19 protein-coding genes and 1 tRNA gene are annotated in these 21,456 nt (G+C 67.0%); 10 read left to right on the forward strand and 10 right to left on the reverse strand.

Translation table 11 applies throughout. The annotated features are described in order from the left end of the window. The first annotated feature begins 32 nt into the window (after positions 1–32). The 4 genes from KW843_RS15140 (at position 33) to KW843_RS15155 (ending at position 7,169) form a co-directional block, all read left to right on the forward strand. On the forward strand, positions 33–1,907 hold the full coding sequence (locus KW843_RS15140) for an autotransporter assembly complex family protein (RefSeq protein WP_218295981.1): 1,875 nt from the start codon (positions 33–35) through the stop codon (positions 1,905–1,907). A gap of 11 nt (positions 1,908–1,918) precedes the next feature. Further along, complete coding sequence (locus KW843_RS15145) at positions 1,919–6,247, forward strand: translocation/assembly module TamB domain-containing protein (protein WP_255594764.1); 4,329 nt, start codon at positions 1,919–1,921, stop codon at positions 6,245–6,247. Between the two features lie 50 nt (positions 6,248–6,297). Next, positions 6,298–6,372, forward strand: a tRNA-Arg gene (locus tag KW843_RS15150). A gap of 389 nt (positions 6,373–6,761) precedes the next feature. Next, positions 6,762–7,169 carry a hypothetical protein gene (locus tag KW843_RS15155; protein ID WP_218295983.1) on the forward strand — a complete coding sequence of 136 codons (408 nt, stop codon included), beginning with the start codon at positions 6,762–6,764 and terminating at the stop codon, positions 7,167–7,169. Positions 7,170–7,371: 202 nt separating this feature from the next. On the opposite strand, the gene KW843_RS15160 is transcribed toward KW843_RS15155, so the two are convergent. The 3 genes from KW843_RS15160 to KW843_RS15170 form a co-directional block, all read right to left on the reverse strand. After that, positions 7,372–7,860: a hypothetical protein gene (locus KW843_RS15160; RefSeq protein ID WP_218295984.1), complete on the reverse strand. Its 489-nt coding sequence runs from the start codon at positions 7,858–7,860 to the stop codon at positions 7,372–7,374. A 164-nt stretch (positions 7,861–8,024) separates the two neighbouring features. Continuing rightward, positions 8,025–8,540: a hypothetical protein gene (locus KW843_RS15165; RefSeq protein ID WP_218295985.1), complete on the reverse strand. Its 516-nt coding sequence runs from the start codon at positions 8,538–8,540 to the stop codon at positions 8,025–8,027. Between the two features lie 180 nt (positions 8,541–8,720). Then, a complete protein-coding gene (locus KW843_RS15170) occupies positions 8,721–9,620 on the reverse strand; it encodes a serine hydrolase (RefSeq protein WP_255594765.1) in 900 nt (299 codons plus the stop codon). A 379-nt stretch (positions 9,621–9,999) separates the two neighbouring features. Here KW843_RS15170 and KW843_RS15175 point away from each other — a divergent pair, with 379 nt between their 5' ends. Together KW843_RS15175 and KW843_RS15180 are read left to right on the forward strand one after the other, a co-directional pair. Beyond that, complete coding sequence (locus tag KW843_RS15175) at positions 10,000–10,947, forward strand: serine protease (protein ID WP_218295987.1); 948 nt, start codon at positions 10,000–10,002, stop codon at positions 10,945–10,947. Between the two features lie 167 nt (positions 10,948–11,114). Then, a complete protein-coding gene (locus KW843_RS15180; protein ID WP_218295988.1) occupies positions 11,115–11,837 on the forward strand; it encodes a hypothetical protein in 723 nt (240 codons plus the stop codon). 61 nt (positions 11,838–11,898) lie between these two features. Here KW843_RS15180 and KW843_RS15185 read toward each other — a convergent pair whose 3' ends face one another. Next, positions 11,899–13,080 (reverse strand): integrase arm-type DNA-binding domain-containing protein, encoded by a 1,182-nt coding sequence (locus KW843_RS15185; protein ID WP_218295989.1) that lies wholly within the window; start codon positions 13,078–13,080, stop codon positions 11,899–11,901. A gap of 463 nt (positions 13,081–13,543) precedes the next feature. Between KW843_RS15185 and KW843_RS15190 the strand changes: the two genes are divergently transcribed. Beyond that, on the forward strand, positions 13,544–13,879 hold the full coding sequence (locus KW843_RS15190) for a hypothetical protein (RefSeq protein WP_218295990.1): 336 nt from the start codon (positions 13,544–13,546) through the stop codon (positions 13,877–13,879). A gap of 120 nt (positions 13,880–13,999) precedes the next feature. Continuing rightward, on the forward strand, positions 14,000–14,452 hold the full coding sequence (locus tag KW843_RS15195; RefSeq protein ID WP_218295991.1) for a GFA family protein: 453 nt from the start codon (positions 14,000–14,002) through the stop codon (positions 14,450–14,452). A 256-nt stretch (positions 14,453–14,708) separates the two neighbouring features. Here KW843_RS15195 and KW843_RS15200 read toward each other — a convergent pair whose 3' ends face one another. Next, positions 14,709–14,909: a hypothetical protein gene (locus KW843_RS15200; RefSeq protein WP_218295992.1), complete on the reverse strand. Its 201-nt coding sequence runs from the start codon at positions 14,907–14,909 to the stop codon at positions 14,709–14,711. A 290-nt stretch (positions 14,910–15,199) separates the two neighbouring features. On the opposite strand from KW843_RS15200, the gene KW843_RS15205 reads away from it, so the two are divergent. Further along, positions 15,200–16,033: a hypothetical protein gene (locus KW843_RS15205; protein ID WP_370628503.1), complete on the forward strand. Its 834-nt coding sequence runs from the start codon at positions 15,200–15,202 to the stop codon at positions 16,031–16,033. Positions 16,034–16,085: 52 nt separating this feature from the next. Here the strand turns inward: KW843_RS15205 and KW843_RS15210 are convergent, their stop codons facing one another. Together KW843_RS15210 and KW843_RS15215 are read right to left on the reverse strand one after the other, a co-directional pair. Beyond that, the gene (locus KW843_RS15210; RefSeq protein WP_218295993.1) at positions 16,086–16,301 is read right to left on the reverse strand and encodes a hypothetical protein; all 216 of its coding nucleotides are present in this window, start codon (positions 16,299–16,301) and stop codon (positions 16,086–16,088) included. A 331-nt stretch (positions 16,302–16,632) separates the two neighbouring features. Next, positions 16,633–17,523, reverse strand: a complete 891-nt coding sequence (locus KW843_RS15215; protein WP_218295994.1) for an EamA family transporter — start codon at positions 17,521–17,523, stop codon at positions 16,633–16,635. Between the two features lie 88 nt (positions 17,524–17,611). On the opposite strand from KW843_RS15215, the gene KW843_RS15220 reads away from it, so the two are divergent. Beyond that, positions 17,612–18,097, forward strand: coding sequence for an Lrp/AsnC family transcriptional regulator (locus KW843_RS15220; RefSeq protein ID WP_218295995.1), 486 nt, complete (start codon positions 17,612–17,614; stop codon positions 18,095–18,097). A 4-nt stretch (positions 18,098–18,101) separates the two neighbouring features. On the opposite strand, the gene KW843_RS15225 is transcribed toward KW843_RS15220, so the two are convergent. The 3 genes from KW843_RS15225 to KW843_RS15235 form a co-directional block, all read right to left on the reverse strand. Beyond that, positions 18,102–19,094: a 2-dehydropantoate 2-reductase gene (locus tag KW843_RS15225; RefSeq protein ID WP_218295996.1), complete on the reverse strand. Its 993-nt coding sequence runs from the start codon at positions 19,092–19,094 to the stop codon at positions 18,102–18,104. A gap of 196 nt (positions 19,095–19,290) precedes the next feature. After that, entirely contained in the window at positions 19,291–20,676 is a 1,386-nt protein-coding gene (locus tag KW843_RS15230) for an ATP-binding protein (protein ID WP_218295997.1), read from the reverse strand. After that, positions 20,673–21,332 carry a response regulator transcription factor gene (locus KW843_RS15235; RefSeq protein ID WP_218295998.1) on the reverse strand — a complete coding sequence of 220 codons (660 nt, stop codon included), beginning with the start codon at positions 21,330–21,332 and terminating at the stop codon, positions 20,673–20,675. The genes KW843_RS15230 and KW843_RS15235 overlap by 4 nt, the downstream gene beginning before the upstream one ends. Between the last annotated feature and the right edge of the window lie 124 nt (positions 21,333–21,456).

Below are 21,456 nucleotides of genomic sequence, written 5' to 3' on the forward strand. Positions count from 1 at the left end.
CCACATCTCCAACGCCGGCCCCGTGGCCGGCGTTGCTGCTTTTCGGAGCGCTGGCCCTGCAGGGCTGCAGCCTGCTGCCCCGCGCGGAGGAACGCGACGCCCCGGCGCCCGCGCCGGTCATCGCCGCATCGGATGCGCCGTCGTTCAACGTGCAGGTCAAGGCCCCGGACAGCGTGCGCGAGACGCTGGAGCGCCACCTGGAGCTGCAGCGCTTTCGCAATCTGCCCGACCTGCACGCCAACGAGCTGCAGCGCCTGCTGGGCGCGGCCGACGCCAATGCGCGCGAACTGCTGGGCACCATGGGCTACTTCGCCCCGACCATCACGGTGGAGCTGACCGACACCCCCGACAGCAAGACCGCGCCGCGCACCGTGACGGTGACCGTGGAGCCGGGGCCCCAGACCCGCATCGCCAGCGCGGACATCGACTTCGCGGGCGCCGCCAGCCCCGCCATCGCCGGCACGCAGGCGCAGGAAAACGACGCTGCCGACACGAAAGCCAGCCTGCGCCAGCAGCAGCGCGTGCAGCGCGACTGGTCCCTCTCGCCCGGCCAGCCATTCACCCAATCGGCCTGGGATTCGGCGAAGACCGACGGCCTGCGCCAGCTTCAGGCCCGCCGCCACCCCACCGCGCGCATTGCCAGCAGCCGCGCGCAGGTGGATGCCGACAAGCACGAAGCCAGGCTGAGCGTGACCTACGACCCCGGGCCGGTCTACCGCTTCGGCCCACTGCGGGTCGATGGCAGCCAGCGCTACGACCCTGACGGCGCCCAGCGCCTGGCGCGGCTGCCCACGGGCGCGGTCTACGACGAGGCCGAACTGCTGGACGCCCAGCTGCGCCTGGCCAGCAGCGGCTACTACGACGCGGTGTTCCTCACGCTCGACACCGAGGGCACCGACCCCCAGGCCGCGCCCATCGTTGCCCAGGTGCGCGAAGCCCCGCTGCAAAAGCTCGTGTTCGGGCCCGGCTTCTCCACCGACAGCGGCGCACGCCTGTCCCTGGAGCACATCCACAACCAGTTGCCCGGCTTGGGATGGCGCGCCGTGAGCAAGCTGTCGCTGGACCGGGAGACCAAGCTCGCGGGCACCGAATGGACCGACCTGCCAGACAACCGGGGCTGGCGCTGGTTCGCGGGCGGCCAGCTGCAGCGTGAATCGACGGGCGACTACGAAGTCAACAGCGGGCGCCTGCGCTCGGGGCGCAGCAAGAGCACGAAGCACATCGACCGCAACTACTTCCTGCAGTACGACTACGCCAACAGCCAGGGCCTGAACGCCCCGCCATCGGGCACGGCCGTCAGCGTGAACTACGGGTGGACAGGCCGCTACTTCAACAACCCCACGGCCCCCACGCGGGGCCACGGGATTGCCGTGGAACTGGGACTGGGCACCACGCTGCGGCCCGAGCGCGACCCGTTCGTGCGCACGCTGGTGCGGTGGCAATCGTTCCTCCCGGCGGGGCGCGTGCAGGACGCGGCGGGCGTGGCCCGCAGCGCCCGTGTGGCGCTGCGGGCGGAAGCCGGCGCCGTGGTGGCGCGCGATGGCGCGCAGATTCCCGTCACCCAGCTTTTCCTGACCGGTGGCGACACCACCGTGCGCGGCTACGGGTACCGCAGCATCGGTGCGCGCACGGACAACGGCCAGCTCTATGGAGGCCGCTACCTGGCCGTGGGCAGCGTCGAATGGCAGCGGCCCATCGTCTACGGCGGCGCCATGACCGACTGGGAAAGCACCCTGTTCGTGGACGCGGGCGCCGTGGCGGACCGCATGGGGGACCTGGACCCACGCGTGGGCGTGGGTGCCGGCGTGCGCTGGCGCAGCCCCGTGGGCCCCTTGCAGGCCGATCTGGCCTACGGCGTGAAAACCAAGGAACTGCGGCTGCACCTGCGGCTGGGTTTCAGCTTCTGATGGCCAGGCGGATGCACCCCGACACCCCCAAGCCCCACGCCCGCTCCTCGGACTTCAGCGCCGGGGCGTCGTCTTCCGGGCCGCGCCCGCCAGCCCGGCGCGCGCGCCGCGCCGCGCGGGCCGCGGGCTGGCTTCTGGTGGCCCTGGTGGCGTTGACGATCGCCGCCGTGGCGGCGGTGTGGTGGTGGACGGGCAGCGGCACCTCGCTGGCCACGGCGCTCGCGCGGGCGGCCCGCTACCTGCCGGCCGGCCAGCAGTTGGAAAGCCGCGAGGTCACCGGATCGCTGCGCCAGGGCGGGCGCATCGGCTGGCTGCGCTGGAGCAGCCCGGACCTGGCCGTCGAGGTCACCGACATCCGCCTGGGCTGGCAGCTGGCTCCCCTGCTGCAGCGGCGGCTGGAACTGGGCGAAGTGCATGCCGCGCGCGTGCAGATCACGCCGCAGGGCAGCCCGCCCGATGCCGAACCCGCCACACCCCTCACGCAGCTTGTGCTGCCGCTGCACATCGGCGTGCCGTTTCGTGTCGACCAGTTGCAATGGGCCGGATCGCCCGCCGTGCAAGCGCTGGGCCTGGCGGGCGACTACCGGTTTGACGGCCGCGAGCACCGCCTGAACATCGACAGCGTGGAGCTGGCCCAGGGCCGCTACAGCGCGCGGGCCACCCTGGGCGCACAGGCCCCCATGGCACTGGATGCCAGCGTGGATGGCACCGTGCACACCGCCGTGCCTGGCGGCGAACCCGCCATGCAGGTGCAGGCGCACGCCACGCTGCAGGGCACATTGGCCACCGTTTCGGCGCGCTTGCAATTGCAAGCGCGTGTAAGCCCCTCCCCCGGCACCTCCACGCCCACGCCAGCCCCGGGCACGCGGGGACCCCGGGCTCCAGCGTCGCCCACCAAGGCGCCCGCCCCCGCCCCAGCGCAACCCATGCAGGCCGATGTGCAGGCCACGCTCGCGCCCTGGGCGACCCAGCCCCTGCAGGCGGCCAGCGCCACGCTGCACGCCATCGACCTCGCGGCGCTCTGGCCCCAGGCGCCGGCGACCCAGTTGCACGGCACCGTGCAGGCGGGGCCAGGACCGGCAGGCGGCGGCACCCACTGGTCGGTGCAAGCGCAGCTGCGCAACGAGCTCCCAGGCCCCTGGGACCAGGCCCGCCTGCCCTTGACGGCCCTGCGGGCCGACGCCCGCTATGACGGCACCCGCTGGACCGTGCCTGCCGCCACGGCCTCGGCCGGCGATGGCACGGTGACGCTGCAGGGCCACTACACCCCGGCCACCCACGCGATGGAAGGCGAGGCCCAGGTGCGCAACCTGCGCCCCGATGCACTGCACACCGCCTTCGCGGCCGCCCCTTTGGCAGGCCGCCTCAGCGCGCAGACGGCGCAGGGCGACACCGTGCGCTTCACGGCGGACATCCGCGCCGTCGCGGCGGGCGGCCGGGCTTCCGCCCTGCGCATCAACACCTTCACCGCGCAAGGCCACTGGCAGCCCGCCCCGCCCCCGCAGGCCGGCACTGGCGGCACGTTGCGGCTCGAACGCCTGCTACTCGACGCCCTGCAGGCGCGCGCCGAGGCCACCGACCTGCGCATCGCGCTCGGCGGGCCGCCTTCCGTGCAGGGCCAGATGGTGCTGACAGTGCCCGGCGCCACCGCCCGTGCCCAGGGCCATGCCGCGCCGCTCGCCGGTGGCGGCGACCTGCAGGTGCAGTGGAGCGACATCGACACCACCCAGCGCTGGCTGGCCAGCCTGCCGCTGGCGGGCGGCACGCTGCAAGGCGCCATGCAGGGCATCTCCGCCAAGGGCGCGGGGCAGCTCACCGCCCGTTGGAAAGGTGGCTGGCAGACGCTGGTGCGCCAGCTGCAGGCGGCCGGCGGCGGCAGTGCGCCGCCAGCGGGCAAGGACACCTTCGAGCTGCAGGCCACCCTTGGCACCGCGCACATGGAACTGTCGCTGCCGCCCGCGCCAGGTACCGGCCGGGGCGCCACCGCGGTACAGCTGCACGCCGTGAAGGCCGAGCTTTCCGGCACCCTCGCACAAGCCGCGCTGTCGCTGCAAGGAGAGGCCCGCATGGATGCGCCCCAGGGCGCACAGGCCCACCGCCTTGCGCTGCAGACCCGCCTGACCGGCGGGCTGGCCGCCCCCGCGCAGTGGCAGGTACAGGTCGGCGAGATGCGCCTGCAGGCGCAGGACACACAGCACCCCGGGCCATGGACCCTGCAGCTGTCCGAACCACTGCACATCACCGCGCGAACCCCGGGCACCGCCCCGTTGTCGGTGGAAACCTCCGCAGGCCAGGCCCGCCTGAACGGCCCGCTGCCGGGCACCGTGGTCCTGCGCTGGCAGCCCGTGCGCCTGGCCTCCGGGCCCGCGCTGCGGGTGCAGACCCAGGGCACGCTGCAAGGCCTGCCCATGGCCTGGGTCGACGCGCTGGGCGCGGGAGACACCCCTGCTGCCGCGGGCCGCACGGCCCAGCCCCTGCTGGCCCGCATGGGCCTGGCCAGCAGCATCGTGCTGGACGGCCAGTGGAACGTGGACACCACCACGGCCAACCCGCGCGCCAGCGCCAGCCTGCGCCGGGCCAGCGGCGACCTGCGCATCCTGGCCGGAGACCCCACCGCCGTGACGGCCGTGCAGAGCAGCGGCCAGGGCAAGGGCGCGGGCGCCGCCACCGCGATCGCCACCGAGGCCTCGGCAGCACCGGCGGGAGCGGGCACGGCAGCGGGTGTGCGCGAGGCCGAGGCCACCCTCGATCTGGACGGCGAAGCCCTGCGGGCGCGTGTGCGGTGGATGAGCGAGCGCGCCGGAGAGATCGACGCCAGCGTGAACACCCGCCTGTCACTCGCGGGGCCCGCGGCCGCCTCGCCCCCCGCACCCGCTCGGCCGGGCGCGGCAGACGCACCACAGCGCACCGGCACCGCAAGCCTTGCCTGGGCACCGGATGCGCCACTGGCTGGCACGCTGCGCGCGCGCCTGCCCGACGTGGGCGTGTGGTCGGCCCTGGCCCCGCCCGGCTGGCGCGTGCGCGGCACGCTGGACGCGAGCGCCACCCTGTCGGGCACCCGCAACGCGCCGCGCTGGTCGGGAACCCTGGGCGCGGACGACCTGGCGGTGCGGTCCGCCGTGGACGGCGTGGACCTGCAGGGCGGCCGCCTGCGTGCCACGCTGCAAGGCAACCAGCTCGACATCACCGAGTTCCGCCTGCAGGGCGGGCGCGGCAGCGGCGCGCGCATCGCGGGCTTCAGCGGCAACCGCACGGCCGCGCCGCAGGACGGCGGCACCCTCACCGGCACCGGCCGCATCACCTGGGGCGATGCCGCCAACGGCCTCTCGGGCATTGCCATGGGTTTTCAGGCGGAGGCCAAGGCCCTGCAGGTGCTCGTGCGCGCAGACCGGCAGATCAGCGTGTCGGGCCAGCTGCAGGCCCAGCTGCAGCAGGGCCAGATCAGCCTGCGCGGCAAGCTCACCACCGACCGGGCCACCATCATCCTGCCCGACGAAAACGCCCCCAGCCTGGGCTCGGACGTCGTCGTGCGCTCGGCCGCCAAGGACCGCGAGGACCAGGCCAGGGCGCAGGCCGCCGCGAAGGCCAGCCAGGTGGCGGCGCAGGCAGAAACCGCCAAGCCACCCGACATCGCGATCACCCTCAACCTGGGCCGCGACTTCGCGCTGAGCGGCCATGGCATCACCACCCGGCTGACGGGCGAGGTGGACATCCGCAGCAGCGCCGTGCCCGGCGCCCCACCCCGCGTGACGGGCGAGGTGCGCACCGAGGAAGGCCGCTACCGGGCCTGGGGACAGATGCTGGACGTGGAGACCGGGCTCATCCGCTTCAACGGCCCGTACAACAACCCGTCGCTGGACATCCTCGCGCTGCGCCCCAACATCAGCGTGCGCGCGGGCGTGCAGGTCACGGGCAGCGCCCAGGCCCCCCGCGTGCGCCTGTATTCCGACCCCGAACTGCCCGACGCGGAAAAACTCTCGTGGGTGGTGCTGGGCCGCAACGCAGCCGCGGGCGGCGCCGAGGCCGCCGTGCTGCAGCAGGCCGCGCTGGCGCTGCTGGGGAGGGGCGGCAACAACAACACGGCGGCCAACATGGCCAGCCGGGTCGGCCTGGACGAGATCGGCTTCAAGGGCCCCGGTTCCGGCGAAGACGCCAGCGCCGCCGCCCTCACCTTCGGCAAGCGCCTGTCCAAGGACCTGTACGTGACCTACGAACGCAGCCTGTCGGGCACGCTGGGCACGCTGTACATCTTCTACGACCTCTCGCGCCGCCTCACGCTGCGCGGGCAGACCGGCGAGAAGAGCGCGGTGGACATCATCTACACGGTGAAGTACGACTGAGGCCCCACCTCCGGGAAGGCACGCGCAGCCCCACTACAATGCGCGGCTGCCTCCTCGTAGTTCAATGGATAGAACGAGTGCCTCCTAAGCGCTAGATACAGGTTCGATTCCTGTCGAGGGGACCAGTGACCAGTCCGCAAGAGTCCAAACTCTTCCGGACTTTTTTATTTCTCCTTTGAAATCAGCATCTTAGCTGTCCGCACCCGTCCAGACCCGTCCACCCCCATCCGCGCGATTTGGGGGCACATTTGGGGGCACAATTTTCAAAAGTGGGGGCACATTTCTTTTATGCCCCCACCCGGGGGCCATATGCCCCCATGGCCAAGGGCGGCCCCAGGGCGGTTTTCCGCGCGCCAGCGGGCCAAAACAGGCCCCTGAAACCCACCGAACCCACCACGCTGCGGCCAGATGTGCCCCCAGTTCGGCACGGATATGCCCCCAGCCGCGCCGAAAGACCAAGGCGGTCAAGGAGGCGCTGTTCGCGAAGAACGATGCGCTGGCCATCGCCGAGGAATTGCGCGATGCGCTGGCCGATTCGGAGCGCACGGCGCTGCCCATTCAGGCCGCCGCATCCCGCGCAGCGGAGCGCTATGCGAATACCTACGATGCCGCCTATGCGCGGCTGGAGGCCTGCAAGGCCCTGGCGGAGTGCGAGGAAGCTCTCACGCGGGCCATGGCGCTGATGGTGCATGTACCCGACCCCTTGGGCATTGACCGTCGTTCGGACGATGCGCGGGCCTACCGCATGAAGTTCATCTGGCAGCGTCTGTCGGCCGTGGCGCTGGAGCGGCCAGAGGCACAGCAGCAGCCCGAGGTGGAGGCGCTGGGCGTGCTGGAGCTGGGGGCGTTCGCGGGACGCGCGTACCTCACGCCGGTGCAGGCGCTTCAGTTGCAGCGGGCGGAGGCGGAGGCGACGGCCTGAGCATCACGATGAAGCGAGCCGGGCGCGTGCCCTGGCGCTGAAAAACGAAAGGCCCCGGCAGTGATGCTGGGGCCTTTTTTTCATTGTCGTCATTCGGCCAGAAGCTGCTTGTGGCCGTAGATGAAAGCAGACGCTCGACGTTTGACATGAGAGGCGAGCCCCGGCTTTCCGGAGATCGTCCTCTCGATGGAAGTGTTGGGCGTCATTTCGAGAGGCCCACAGAAACGGCGGCTAGCACTCCAACAGCGAGGACTGGCGTAAGCATGTAGACCATGGCCAGAAGACGCTCTGCTCCCTTTGTGATGAAGTAAGCGCTGAATACGAACAATGGGTACAACGTCCAAATCGTAGTTTCTCCTGGGCTGTCACGTAGGCCGGAAAGATTCCAGAGCATGGCGACGTAGATCGTGCCCATAAAGACTACATCTCCTCCCGTCTTTAGTGTTGAAGAGTTTCGAAGAAGTAGCGCTCGGGTCAGGGCCGCAAAGAAGAGGCCGTATAGAACCGCGTTGTCTAAAAAGGTTGTTGACAGAGGATGGCCGACTAGGTTTTGGGCCACTTCCGTGAGAGGGCGCAGGACATGCGCTCTATAGAACGTAAGAGCATCAAGCAAGAATCCTTTCCACTTGATGACTGACTCGGAAAGGGATGCAAGTGAAGTAGATGAAATAAAGAGCACTAGAACGAGCACGACGCGCACTCTCCATGGTGCGCGACTCCAATAGCTAGTGACTTCATCAACGTCTGATTTGAGCCCCATATTCCTTCAAGGCGGTAGTTGCTGCGAGTGACTCCCAACGTTTGACACGAGAGGGATGACTCGGCTTGCCGGGGCATTTCCTCTCGATGGAAGGGCTAGGCTGCAGCGGGGTTTTTGCGACGCGCATAGGAGACTATGGCCAAGATGAACGATGCGACCAGCGACGAGCCAACTCCCAGAGCGAAGCCAATCCAACGCTCCGTGCTTTGCGCCGCTTGGTTCCTTGCCTCCTGGGCGGAAAAGAGCGCATCGATAGTTTTACGGTCGGACTCTACTAACGGCTTTAACTGCTCGTGCTCATCTTTTAGCGATCTAAGAGCACGCTCAGACGCAGCCAGGCTGCTTCGTTCGTCTTCGACGAACTCAAGTAGGGCCTTAAGGTTCGACTTGGTCTCTTCAAGCTTCTGCGCTTGCACTGAATAGTTCAAATTCTGTAGTCGCTTCGCCTCCCGCTGCTCAGCAGCGCGATGCTCCACAAAGAAAACAATGGCCCCCGCTGTCACCGAAACAAAAAGGGTAATGGCGACGGTTATGCGAGGTGATTGCGCATAAAGCTTATGCCACACGCGAACAAGAAACTCGGCCGCTGCGTCTATGGAAAGGAATGACATTGAACCTCGTGATATGTCTGTTTCTCTGCAACCTAGATTGTCGTAGGCAGGCACCGGGATTTCCAACAGCAGCGTGCAGCAAGTCAATGGTGGCTTCCGGGCGGCGCTTCTCAACGGCGGCTCGGGCCCAACGCTGTCATATTCGCTTTTTGAAAGCAGACGCTAAGAGGACACGCATCGTCAATCACCAGACTTCAGGGACGCCGACAACCGCTTGACGACCTCCTCCTCTGCAAGGCCTTCGTCGGAACCTGCGTGAAAGACAGCACAAGTCGCCGTGTTAGAACCGTTGGCTCTGCGATAGACGGCCACCACGCTGCCCGGCCCAGCACCGGTGTGCCCACACAATGTCGGCCCCTTATGCAACACGCCTTGCATCAGCCCGAGGCCGTATGCCGGCGACTTCCATGGGCGCCCAGGAAGAGGTCCGCCAAGGGCGCGTGCAGCTTGCATCTCCTGCACCAGCAAATCAGGCAAAAGGTGTCCAGCCATCAGGCGGTCTAGAAAGAGGGCAGCGTCGGAGAGAGAACCAACAAGCAAGCCGTGATAAACCCATCTCGGGTCATAAGTCGAAATGGCCCCCATGCACACGCCTTCCAAGTCAGCTGGCGTTTTTGCGCTACGAACTCTCAGCAGGCCCAAGGGCGCCAACGCTTGTTGCATAAGCGCTTCCTCAAGTGCGAGACCTGTCGCACGCTCGATAAATCTCGCTACGTACAAGTAGCCGACGTTCGAATACTGCCACCCCACTCCAGGGGCATAACGCAACCTCGTGGCATCGAGGCGTTGCAACATTTCATCCGCCTGCCAGGGCGCATCGCCGCGAGCAACGGCAGCGTGGTACTCGACAAGTTCACCGTAGTCAGCCAGCCCGGCTTCATGCCTCAGCAGCTGACGCAACGTGAACGGACCTTCAAGGACTACGTCATCGAGTCGAACAATCCCATCACGCACCAGTGACAGAGACGCTGCCGCTAGAACTGTCTTCGTAAAGCTCCACCAAGGAACCACCACATCTTGTTCTCCGTGCCGCACTAGTGAACCGTTTGATACGAGAGAGAAATATGTCAAGGGGCGCATTGGACTGAAAAATTGGGTTGACGCATTGAAGGTCCGCTCCTGGCCGGATTTTGACGCGCAGCCAGCATAAGTCCCGTAACGTAACTCGGCACTCGAATTCGCGCAAAGTGGTCAGACAAAAGCCGTCAAATCCGGGCACTCGAAGCCGCTCGAAAATTGGCCGCAAAGCCGCACCACACCTCGCAAAGTCCATAGTCGGCGGGGTCAGCACAATCGGTCTATTTAGCGGGCAGGTGAGGCGGGGTCTCCACTGCGCGCCACCCCTTGCGCACCGAGGCGCATCCCTTGCTCGCTGGAAACCTCTGTAATCACAGCGCGCCCCGACTTAGGGTGAAGGTAAACCGCTATAAGGACGTCACCAAGTCCACACAACAAACGTATGGCACTGGAAAATGCGCTGATGAAGAAAGACTACGCCTCCACCGTTGCGCTTCACGAGCCCGAGCAGGAGCTTGCGCCGGGCGAGCAGTTCACCTTTACAGCGAAGCGCTTGCTCTTCGAAGGGGCAAACAGCGACTACATCCGTGTTGGTGCGCAAAACGGCACCTTGCTCGCACTGAGCTTTCGCGACCGCAACGGGCACCACACTTACGGCTCGGGCGTGATGGTGGGGCCTGGCCTTGCACTGTGCGCCGCACACGTGCTCCACGAACACGACTTCTATGACAAGCTCCAAACCGATGAGGCGACACTTGTCGTGCAAGCGCCACTGTCTGACGGTGGCATGCTGCTTTGGACAGTGCTGCGTATGGCGCTCGTCCCCGACAGCGACCTCGCAGTCTTGTCGATGACTCTGAGTTCGCCCTACCCCGCAGACCGATGCTTTATGACCGCCTCGCTCACCACGCGAATGCCCACGATTGGCGACGTTCTTACGGTGACGGGTCTCTCAGCTGCAGGCGACGGTACCGAAACAATAGCGGACGTCACATGCATCGACGTAGCTCCGCAATGTCAATTCGGACGCGTCATCGACCGCTATCTCAACGGGCGGGACCGCCGCCTTCCAGGACCTTGCCTCGCGGTCGAATGTGCGGTTCCCGGCGGCACGAGTGGCGGACCAGTATTTGATAGCCGGGGCTACCTCGTGGGCCTGTTGTCTGCCTCCTATGACGGAGCTGAAATTTCATTTGTCTCGCACATTTGGCCGGCGCTCGTTCGCGCGCAAGCGTTTCCCGTGTGGCCCCCAACGCCATACAAGCGCCCAAAGCCTGGAACGCTCCTGCACTTGGGAAAGGCGTTTGGCGTCTCAATTGAACGCCCGGACGCTTTCAAGCTCTGCACCTATAACGGAGACATCTCACTCGAATACGTGGCATGGGAGTAGTGCTCAATTTGGGCGTGCCTTCGCTTTGGTTCATAGGGCTCAACCATGAGATTTGGTGCGCAAACAGCACTGAAAGCGACTCTCGCATCCGTTCTGTATCAACCCACGGTGATGCAATCTTCTGCTTACTCTCGTCCCAAATCTAGGCCTACTCTCCCGTCCACAACATGCCGTCTCAAATAGAAAAACTCGAAGCTCACGCCGGGCATCTGCTCGACTCGTTCATTGCATTGCGTGAGAAATACGCGATGCTTGAGCCGATGCTGTTTGATCCGGATACCGTCATGACACGAGGCTCCCGCGAGCAGTTCAGGGGATTTCAAATTCTGCGCAATTCATTGTTTTTCTCGTGTGCTCAGGACATCGCGAAGCTGACGCTTGACGCTGATAAGCGAACTCCCAGCATTCGCAACCTCGTAAGTGCGTTAGACGATGCACTGGTTGTTGCTGAGCTAGAGGAGCGGTACGCGGTATGGGTGATTCCCTCTGCGGGAGAGGAGAAAGACCCAGAAATTGCCATGGCGCTCAGGGGACTAGAGGAGCGCGAACGAAAGGAACTGAGAGACCAATTTCGTGAATATGTGGCGGAGCTTCGCACCCTCTGGGCTGAACTGTCCAGTGCACCGGCAGTTTTAGGATTTCTCACTGTTAGAGACAAGGTTTCTGCGCACACGGAGGTCAGATTTGTCGCGGACAAATACCAACTCGTGGATATTGCCAATCTCGGAATTAAATGGAGCGATCTCCGCTTGAGCATCGCGTCAATGCAGCGACTGGTTGAACTTATAGGTTTTATCGTCCGCAATGCCGGGTTCGCTTGGGACTCGCTAGATCATCAACTATCAAAGGCTTCCATGGCCTTTTGGCGATTTCCGACCGATGGTTCCTAACAGACCCCAATCCAATTCCGAAGGCATTGCGATGCATCGCGGCATCCGAACGACGCAACCATCATGGGCTGGCCGACAGTTTTCCGTGCAGGTAGTCCGCCCACCACTGCATCAACTTCGTGCGGTCCGCCATGTAGGTGGTCCGGTGGTACGCCGCCCGAATTTCGTTCTGTTCCCGATGCGCGAGCTGTCGCTCAATCACATCCGGGTTCCATCCGTGTTCGTTGGCCACGGTCGAGAACAAGGCCCTGAACCCGTGCGCCGTGGCGATGCTCTTGTAGCCCATGCGCGCGAGTGCTGAGTTGAAGGTGTTCTCGCTCAGTGGCTTGCTGGGGTAGTAGGGACTGGGGAACACCAGCTCCCGGACGCCGCTGATGGCCTCGATCCTGGCCAGCACTTCGAGGGCCTGTTTGGACAGCGGCACGCGGTGTTCCTCGCGCATCTTCATGCGCTCTGCGGGGATGGTCCACAAGGCCGCCTTGCGGTCGAACTCCGCCCAGCGCGCGCCGCGCACTTCCCCGGGCCTGCAGGCCGTCAGCATGAGCATGCGCAGGCCCAGCACGATGCTGGGTGCGCCGTCATAGGCCGCGAGTTTGCGCATGAACTCGGGCAGCTCTTTTTCCGCCAGGGCGGCCCGGTGTTGGACGGTGCGAGGCTTGAGGATCTCCGAGGGCACGAGATCGAGCATGGGGTTGGTGTCGATGCGCTGGTGCGTTACGGCCCAGCGGTAGATGGCTTTCACGCGCTGCAGCACCCGGCCCGCCTGATCGCTGGCGCCACGCGCCTCCACCGCCTTGACGGCTTCCATGACCTCCCTGGCCTTCAGGCTGGCCATCGGCCGCGAACCGAGGGTCGGGAACACATCCGATTCGAGAGAAGCCCGAATGCGGCCCATGGTGACGGGCTCCCAGCGGGTGGACTGGTGTTCGAGCCAGTCGCGGGCCACGGCTTCGAGCGTGTTGCGGTTTTCATGGACGACCCGGGCCTTTTGTTCCTTGCGGGCCTCCCCCGGGTCTTGGTTGTCCTGCAGGAGCTTGCGGGCCTTGCCCGCGGACTCCCTGGCCATCTTCAGGCTGATGTCGGGGTAGACGCCAAAGGCCAGGCGCTTTTCTTTTCCGGCGAAGCGGTACTTCATGCGCCAGTAGCGCCCGCCTGCCTTGGTGATTTCGAGATACAGGCCCAAGCCGTCGGCGTGTTTGCCAGGTTCAGAGAGGGTGCGGAGCTTCGTGTCGGTGAGTTTCAAGGGGGCACCAAAAAGGGCTGGGGGCACAAATGGGGGCACATTCTGCCAGCGCCTTTCTAGAAGTGAGTATCCATGCGGCCTAGCGGACAGAATGTGAGAGCTGTCGAGGGACCACGAGCCCTTTACGAATCAACGACTTACACCCAACGATCCGTTCCCGGGGACATTGTGGGAGCACGGTACGGCAGTGAGATCGACCCGTGACCTCCCACAGCTGCAGCCCGCTTGCGCCTGCCCTCGCCGCTTGGCCGGCCCCGCGCCTACGGGCATTGAGACGGCGCTCCGTCCCCCAGCCCGCCATGGATTCATGCGGCGTTGTCTGACAAAAGCAGGCCGTCAGCCCCCGTACGATTGCTCCGTCGCCCTCCTCTGCGACAACCCTCCCCTCCTTGCCTTGAGCAAGTTAAAGCCCGCTGAGTGCGGGCTTTTTTTTCTTCCGGGTTTCATGGGCAAAATCGAACCCATGGCAGCCCAGAACATTGTTGACCTCCCCCCTTATCGCCCAGGCATGCTGGATGTATTCCGCCGCCTCTCGAACGCGTTCCGCACCCACTGGCGTGACCACGAAAACAAGTACCCCCAGAAGATCATCCTGACAGCCCAGCAGGCAGAGGACTTGTACATCACCCGATGCTATGGCGCCGTTGCGGACCAGAATCGGAAGGAGCCACCTCCCAAGAGCGAGTTCTGGAGCCGTCCGATTGAGATTTCCGATTCCACGGCAGGCGTGGTGGTCGCTCATGACGGGACGGAAATGCCGCTCTCGGCTTTCGACCAGATGCCGCCAGCTCGAACCTAGGCACGCGGGCGCCGCACCGTTCGTCATCGGGCAGAATCCGGCCAGGAGCGGACCTGGCGTTGCGCCAGTCGATCCGGATGGCTCATCTGTTCATGTGCTGATTCGTTAGTGGAGGCGATTTTGACCCCAGCTGATTTCGACGGCCGCAAAGGGCTTCACGCCAGTTGCCATTGCGGCGCCGTGAAGTTCACTTTGCTGTTGACCGATGGATTGCGCAGCGCGCGCCGGTGCAACTGCTCGTACTGCGGCATGCGGGGCGCGGTAGCAGTCTCTGTCAACCTGGATGACGTTCATGTGCATGCGGGTGAGGACAAACTGACGCTCTATCAATTCAACACAGGACAGGCCAAGCACTATTTCTGCTCCGTGTGCGGGATATACACCTTTCACTCCCGGCGTTCCGTGCCCACGCAGTATGGTGTGAACGTCGCCTGCATCGATGGGCTCAGCCCGTTCGACTTTGACGAGGTGCCTGTGCTGGAAGGTCGCAGCCATCCAAAAGATCGTCCGGGCGGCGTGCCGACCACCGCGGGCTGGATCACTTACCGCGCCAACTCCGATCACCACAGCTGAAGGCCTGCCCCTGCATCAGCCGCCTGGCAGCTGACAGCCCGCCATTCTTCGAGAGCGGGGCCGCTCCCTGCCGCGGTCTACGGTGCAAGATTGCTTTAGGCCTCACCGTACGCGTGGCGTCACCCACACCCAGCGTCACAGTCGCCCGAGGAGAGGCATGTGCCCTGGTTGCCGAGATACAAGCGCCGTCAGGGCTGCGCAGGCGTGGTGGAGCCGGCCCCCTCGCTCAGGCGGAGCGCCAGCGGCGGCTATGGGCTCACATCCTCGGCGGCTTGCCGACCGGGTCATCGTCCTCGTTCTCAACTTCGCCCTGGTAAGGATCTGGACCGGAGCCATCGGGCAGCTGCGGTGGTGGTGGCAGGGTCGGCGGTTCGGTGCTGGGCGGCAGATCGCCCGGGGGCAGAGGAAATTCCTCGGGGACTCGGTGGGCGGGGTGTTCGTTGGGGTCGGTGGCCATGGTGCGCTCCTTGGGCAGAAAGCCCATTGGGCGCCGTACCGTGGCGTGCTGCCGTAGGAGGCGGGCCACAAACCAAGCCCGCCAGAGGATGCACTCCGATGGGAGAGCCGTAGCTGAAAGCACCACGCGCCAGGCCGGATGCCGTGCTCGACCCGGCCCATCGCGCGCATTTGAACCCGGACACTCGCAACCAAGGCACGGCCCCAGGCGTGAAAGACGTCCGGGCGGGGGCCGATCTTGGACCACCGCGCCCTGCTTCCGGCCACGAAGGCGTCCTCTAAGATAGCCGCGTGTCCACACCGCCACCATCCCCTCCTCTGCCCGCCGCTTCCTTTTCAGAGCCTTCCGCCAGCGTGCTGGCGCAAGCGCTCGGGTTGCCCGTCTTCACATCGCCCTGGCACACGCCGCACTACCCTGATGGTGCCGTGGGCCCCTGGCGGATCAGGCGTGGCGGCGTCGGGCTGGACTGCGGCTACCACAGCGGCCCGTGTGTCGCCTCGGGTTCAGCCGTGCTGATGCGCGAGAACGGCGAGGGCGGGTGGGACACCTGGATGTCGCTCTCGCCCATGGAAATCGAAAGCCAGGAGCTGCCCTTGCGCCACGTCCGCGGCCACGTCGTCGTGATGGGGCTGGGCATGGGCTGGGTTGCGGCCAACATGGCGCTGCAGCCGGCGGTGGACCGCGTGACGGTGGTCGAGCGGGACCAGGACGTGCTGCAGCTGTTTGGCCTGTGCCGTGTGCTGGAGGGGCTGCCCGATGCCGCCGCGCGCAAGGTGGCACTGGTTCAGTCCGATGCGCTGCAATGGCAACCCCAGGGCGCGCCCGTCGATTTTCTGTATGCCGACATCTGGCTCGGGCTGGCCGAACCCCAGGCCCTGGCGGATGTGCAGCGCATGCAGTCGAACGTGCACGCGCAGCAGGTGTACTTCTGGGGCCAGGAACTGGTGCTGGGGAAGATGGCCCGCAGCCAGGCAGAACCTGGAACCCCGCAGTGGGCCCCGGCAGTCGGGCACGCGGTGCGAGAGACGGGCTTGCCCTTGCTGGCGCACGCCGAGCCCGGCTATGCCGAACTGGTGGCGCGTGTGCTGCAGTGGCGCGAAGGCCGGGGTTCGGCCACCGGGTGACCGGCGGGCAGGCAGGCCCACCGCAGGCCACCCATCTCCTGGGGCATGGTCGTCATTTGAGCCACTTGCGCCGGGCGCGCGGCTGGACGGTGATGTCCACGGTCTGGTGCACGGCGGGTTTGCCGCTGGCGGTATCGGTTTCCACGACGTCTTCCAGGTCGATGTCCTTGACATCGGAATCGGTGGTTTCTTCGAGGTCTTCCAGGATGGCGCTGACCTTGCGTTCAGCCTCGTCGACTTCGGATTGGGGCAGCGGGGGAATGCGCATGGGCGACTCCTGTAGGGGCTGTGGTGGGTATATCGATCGGTGCAGCGTCCAGCGGACGGCCACCGCTCCTGCCCCCCGGCGCGGGGCCGCGCCCGGGCGGGCATCGGGGATGCCAGCGTGCCATCCCTCCATGGCTTCCACGGTAGAAAAGGCGGCGGCGCGATGACGTAGGCCACCGCGAGGTTCGGGTGTGGGAATCGCGGTAGCACAACCCAGGCATCGCCCCGCGCCGAGCCGCCATCGGGTGGGCAAGGGATCGGAGAGAGGGCCGCGCCCGCCAGACTGGAGCCTGTCCGCGACGGAACCGTCGCGGCGGGCAACGCCCGCCGTGTCAGGCCGGATGCGGCGCGGCGTGCCCCGGTGCGGCGGACCGCCCCGCCGTGAACGCGCTTCCCATCGACGCCGCCACGATGCAGCCGATGGCCAGCCATTGCAGCAGGCTCAGGTGCTCGTCCAGCAGGCCCACGGCCAGCACGGCGGCCACGGCGGGCTCCATGCTGATCATGATGCCGAAAGCCTCCTTGGGCAGGCGCTTGAGCGCCATCATCTCCAGCGAGATCGGAATGGCGCTGGAGACCGCCGCCACCGCCACCCCGATGAGCAGCAAGGCCGGCGACAGCAGCGCAGCGCCCGCATGCGCCACGCCCACCGGCACCACCACCAGCGCCGCCACCAGGAGGCCCAGCGATACCGAATGCCCCGCGTGCAGGTGCCCGGCGCGCTTGCCGAACACGATGTACAGAGCCCAGAATACGGCCGCGCCCAGGGCATACAGCACCCCCACCGGGTCCAGGGTGCTGCCGTTGAGCCCCAGCGGCAGCAGCATGCCCAGCCCGGCCATCGCCAGGGCCACCCACACGAAATCCACCGCGCGGCGCGACGACCAGATGGCCACCGCCAGGGGCCCCGAGAATTCGATGGCCACGGCCAGGCCAAACGGCAGCGTGCGCAGCGACATGTAGAACATCAGGTTCATCCCCCCGAGCGCCGCGCCATAGCAGGCAAGGGCTGCGGCATCCGCGCGCGACAGCCGCCAGCGCCACGGCCGCCACAGCAGCAGCACCAGCACGGCGGAAAAACCCACGCGCAAGGCGGTCGTGCCCTGCGCGCCCACGGCGGGAAACAGCAGCTGCTTGGCCCAGGACGTGCCAATGCCCAGGGCGGTGACGGAGCCGAGAACAGCCAGGAAGGGAAAGAATCGTTGAAAGCGCGACGCGGTCATGGGTAAAAATATAGTTCGACCCGTGCGTGCTTTTTTCTCTTATTTCGGGCCATGCACGCAACTTTCGCTCGCTGCTTGAGAGGATTCCATGCCCACCCCGCCCCCGCTCGACCGCTTCGACCTCGCGATCCTGGACATCCTGCAGACCGACAACACCACGCCCCAGCGGGTGATTGCGCAGGCGGTGAACCTGTCGGCGCCCGCCGTGCAGCGGCGCATCCGGCGGCTGCACGACAGCGGCGTCATCCGCGCCAACGTGGCCGTGCTCGACCCGGTGAAAGTGGGCATGCCGCTGACCATCGTGCTGGAGGTGCACCTGGAGAACGAGCGCCCCGACCGCACTGCCCCGCTGCGCGCGCGCATCGCGGCCGAGGGCGCGGTGCAGCAGTGCTACAGCGTGACGGGGGAGGCCGACTACCTGCTGGTGGTCACCGTGGCGTCGATGGCGGACTACGAGGCCCTGACGCAGCGGCTGTTCGAGGGGGATGACAATGTGCGGCGCTTTCGCACCTCGGTGGCGCTGGGCAGCCTCAAGTCGGGCCTGCGGGTGCCGCTGGACAGGGCGCTGGCCTGACTGGTCACAGCCCCAGCGCCCGCCGCATCTGCTTGCCGCTCAGCCGCTGGCGCGGGCCGCCGAGCAGTTCGCACATGCGCGCGTTGAGCGGTGCCTGTGCCCCATGCTGCGCCGCCAGCCGCACCACCGCGCCGCTGAGCGCATCGATCTCGGTCACGCGCCCAGCTTCCAGGTCGTCCCACATCGAGGAGCGCGCCTTGGCGTCGATCTGCAGCATGCGTTTGGCCAGCCGGGTGAACAGCCAGTTGGGCAGGCGCAGCACATGGGGCAGCAGCGTGGGCGACACGGCGGTGACCTGGGCGGGGGTGATGCCCGCGCGCGCCATCACGCGCAGCGCCTCGGTCTGCAGGGCGGCGAAGACGCGGCGGCAGTCGCGGTCGAGCAGTTCCTGCCGCAAGGGCAGGTCCGACAGCGCATTGACCGGGTTGTTCAGGTTGAGCAGCAGCTTGCCCCACTGCACCGCGCGGATATCGGCGGGCAGCACGGTGGCCAGGCCCGCCGCATCGAACACCGGCGCGATGCGCTCGGTGGCGGCGTCGCGCTGCAGCTGCAGATGCCCCGCAGTGGCGCGGTGCACCTGGGCGCCACGCAGCACCACGTTGTACGGCACCATGCCCGCCAGCACGTTCAGGCCGGGGGCCAGCGCCGCCACGCGGGCCACGTTGTCCACGCCGTTCTGCAGCGAGATGACGGGGGTGCCGGGCGCGCAGGCCGCCGCCAGTTCGCGCGCGGCGGACTCGGTGGCGCCGCTCTTGACGCACAGCAGGATGATGCTGTCGGCGCCGGGGGCGGCGTCGGCCAGCGTGGGGGCCAGCCGCAGCGCAGACACGGGCACGGTGCGGTCGAACCCGTCCAGGTCCGTCACCTTCAAGCCCTGCTGGGCGATGGGCTCCAGCGCATGCGGGCGCCCCACCAGGCAGACCGGCTGGCCGTGCGCTGCCAGGCGCCCCCCCACATAACAGCCAATGGCGCCTGCGCCGAGAACGATGAAGTGCATGCGGGTGCTTCCTTGGGCAATGGGAGACAGGGCGCCACAGTGGGTGCGGCGCCTGCGCATTGTGCGGCGGCGCGCCCACGGGGCCTGGCGCAGAGGCGACGGTGTCTGCAGACACCTCCAGCCTTCAGATTTTGAGTGTTTTTGGCCTCCAGCGCTTATCCATCAAGCGCCAAAAGCTATTAAATTTGAAGCGCCATCAACCCATGGCGCCTGCGTCCAGGGGGTTTGCCGCCAGCAGACCTGCACCAAACCGCACGGTCACCAGCAAGCCGCCCAGGCGCGGCGAGGCCCCCAGTTGCACGGTGGCGCCGTGGCCTTGCGCGATGGCCTGCACGATGGCCAGGCCCAGGCCGCTGCCGGGAGCGCCATCGGCGGTTTCGCGCACAAAACGCTGCATCACGCGCTCGCGGTGTTCGGGGGCGATGCCCGGGCCGCTGTCTTCCACCGTGAGCACGGCATGGCCGTTGTCGGCGCACACCTGCAGGTCCACCCGGCCGCCGGGCGGAGTGTATTTGATGGCGTTGTCGAGCAGGTTGCGCGCCAGCATGCGCAGGGCCTCGGCGTTGCCGGGCACGGTGGCGGCGTCGGAATCGAGCAGGCCCACATCCATGCCGCGCACCTGGGCGGCGGGGGCCACGTCGGCCAGGGCCAGCTGGGCCACGGCGCGCAGGTCCACGGGGTCGGTGGCGGCCGTTCCGGCCTCTTGCCGGGCGAGGGTGAGCAGTTGCTCCACCAGGCGCGTGGCACGGTCGATGCCGGCGGACAGGCGTTCGATGGCGGCGGCGCGCGCCACATCGTCGCCCGCGCGCTGCAGGCCCTGCAGCTGCAGGCGCAGCGCGGCCAGGGGCGAGCGCAGCTCGTGCGCCGCATCGGCCACAAAGTGCTGCTGGGCGGTGAAGGCGCGCTGCACGCGTTCGAACAGCAGGTTGAGTTCGCTCACCAGCGGCTGCACTTCGTCGGGCAGCTGCGCGTCGTTCACCGGCGAGAGGTCGTCGGCCTGCCGCTGGGCCAGCTGCCGGCGCACGCGCTCCACCGGGGCCAGCGAGCGGCTCACGCCCCACCACACGGCCAGCACCAGCAGCGGCGCCATGATGGCCAGCGGCGCCAGCGTGCGCAGCGCCAGGCTGCGGGCCATGTCGCGCCGCGCGGCCATGTTCTGCGCCACCTGGATGACCTGCGAGCGCGTCTGCATCGAAAACACCCGGTAGGTGCCGCCGCGCGCCTGCACGTCGGTGAAGCCCAGCACGGCGATCTGCGGCAGGGCCGCGCCCACGGCCGATTCAAAGATGCGCAGGCCCTGGTTGGTCCACACCTGCACGATGAATTCGTGGTTCTCGTCCTCGGGGTCCAGGCCCGGCCCCAGGCCCTGCGCATCCACCGGCAGGCCCGAACGCAGGGCCAGCGCGGTCTGCTGCATGTGGTAATCGAACAGCGCATCGGCCTCGGCGAGCGCGCCCCGGTAGGCCAGCGCGCCCTGCACCGCCCCGGCCAGCACGATGGCCGCGAGCAGAAACACCAGCAGCCGCATGCGCAAGGATCGGGGAAGCAGACCCTGGAGGGCCTGGGTGAGCTTGCGGGTCATGCCTTGGGTACGAGATAGCCGACGCCGCGCACGTTGAGCAGCACCTCCGCGCCGAGCTTCTTGCGCAGGCCGTGGATGTAGACCTCCACCGCGTTGCTGCTCACCTCGTCGCCCCAGCCGTAGAGCTTGTCTTCGAGCTGCTGGCGCGACAGCACCATGCCGGGCCGGGCGATGAGCGGCTCCAGCACCGCCCATTCGCGCGCCGAGAGCACGACGGGAACACCCTGCACCGTGGCCTCGCGCGTGGCGGGGTTGATGCACACGCCCTTGTGCTCGTACACCGGCTCGGCCCGCCCGGCGGCGCGGCGCAGCAGCGCGCGGATGCGGGCGAGCAGCTCGTCCAGGTCATAGGGCTTGAGCACGTAGTCGTCGGCCCCGGCGTCGAGCCCTTCGATGCGCTGGGCCACGGCGTCGCGCGCGGTGGCCACCAGCACGGGGGTGCGGTTCTTGCGGGCCCGCAGGTCGCGCAGCACGGCCAGGCCATCGCGCTTGGGCAGGCCCAGGTCCAGCAGCACAAGGTCGTAGGGCTGGGTGCGCAAGGCGGTGTCGGCCGCATCGCCGTCGCGCGCCCAGTCCACGGCGTAGTGCTCGGCGCGCAGCAGGTCCTGCACGGCTTCGCCGATCATGGGGTCGTCTTCAACAAGCAGGAGGCGCATGGCAATGGGTTCAATGGATCGAGGGGAATCGCCCCTCAAAGGATAGCGGTGGCGCCACGGCCCACCGCAATGCGGAGCATCCCGTTCGCCGTTTTTCTGTCACATCACTGTCACAATCATCGTG

It is taken from the genome of Acidovorax sp. sif1233, from assembly GCF_019218755.1.
Lineage (GTDB): Bacteria > Pseudomonadota > Gammaproteobacteria > Burkholderiales > Burkholderiaceae_C > Acidovorax.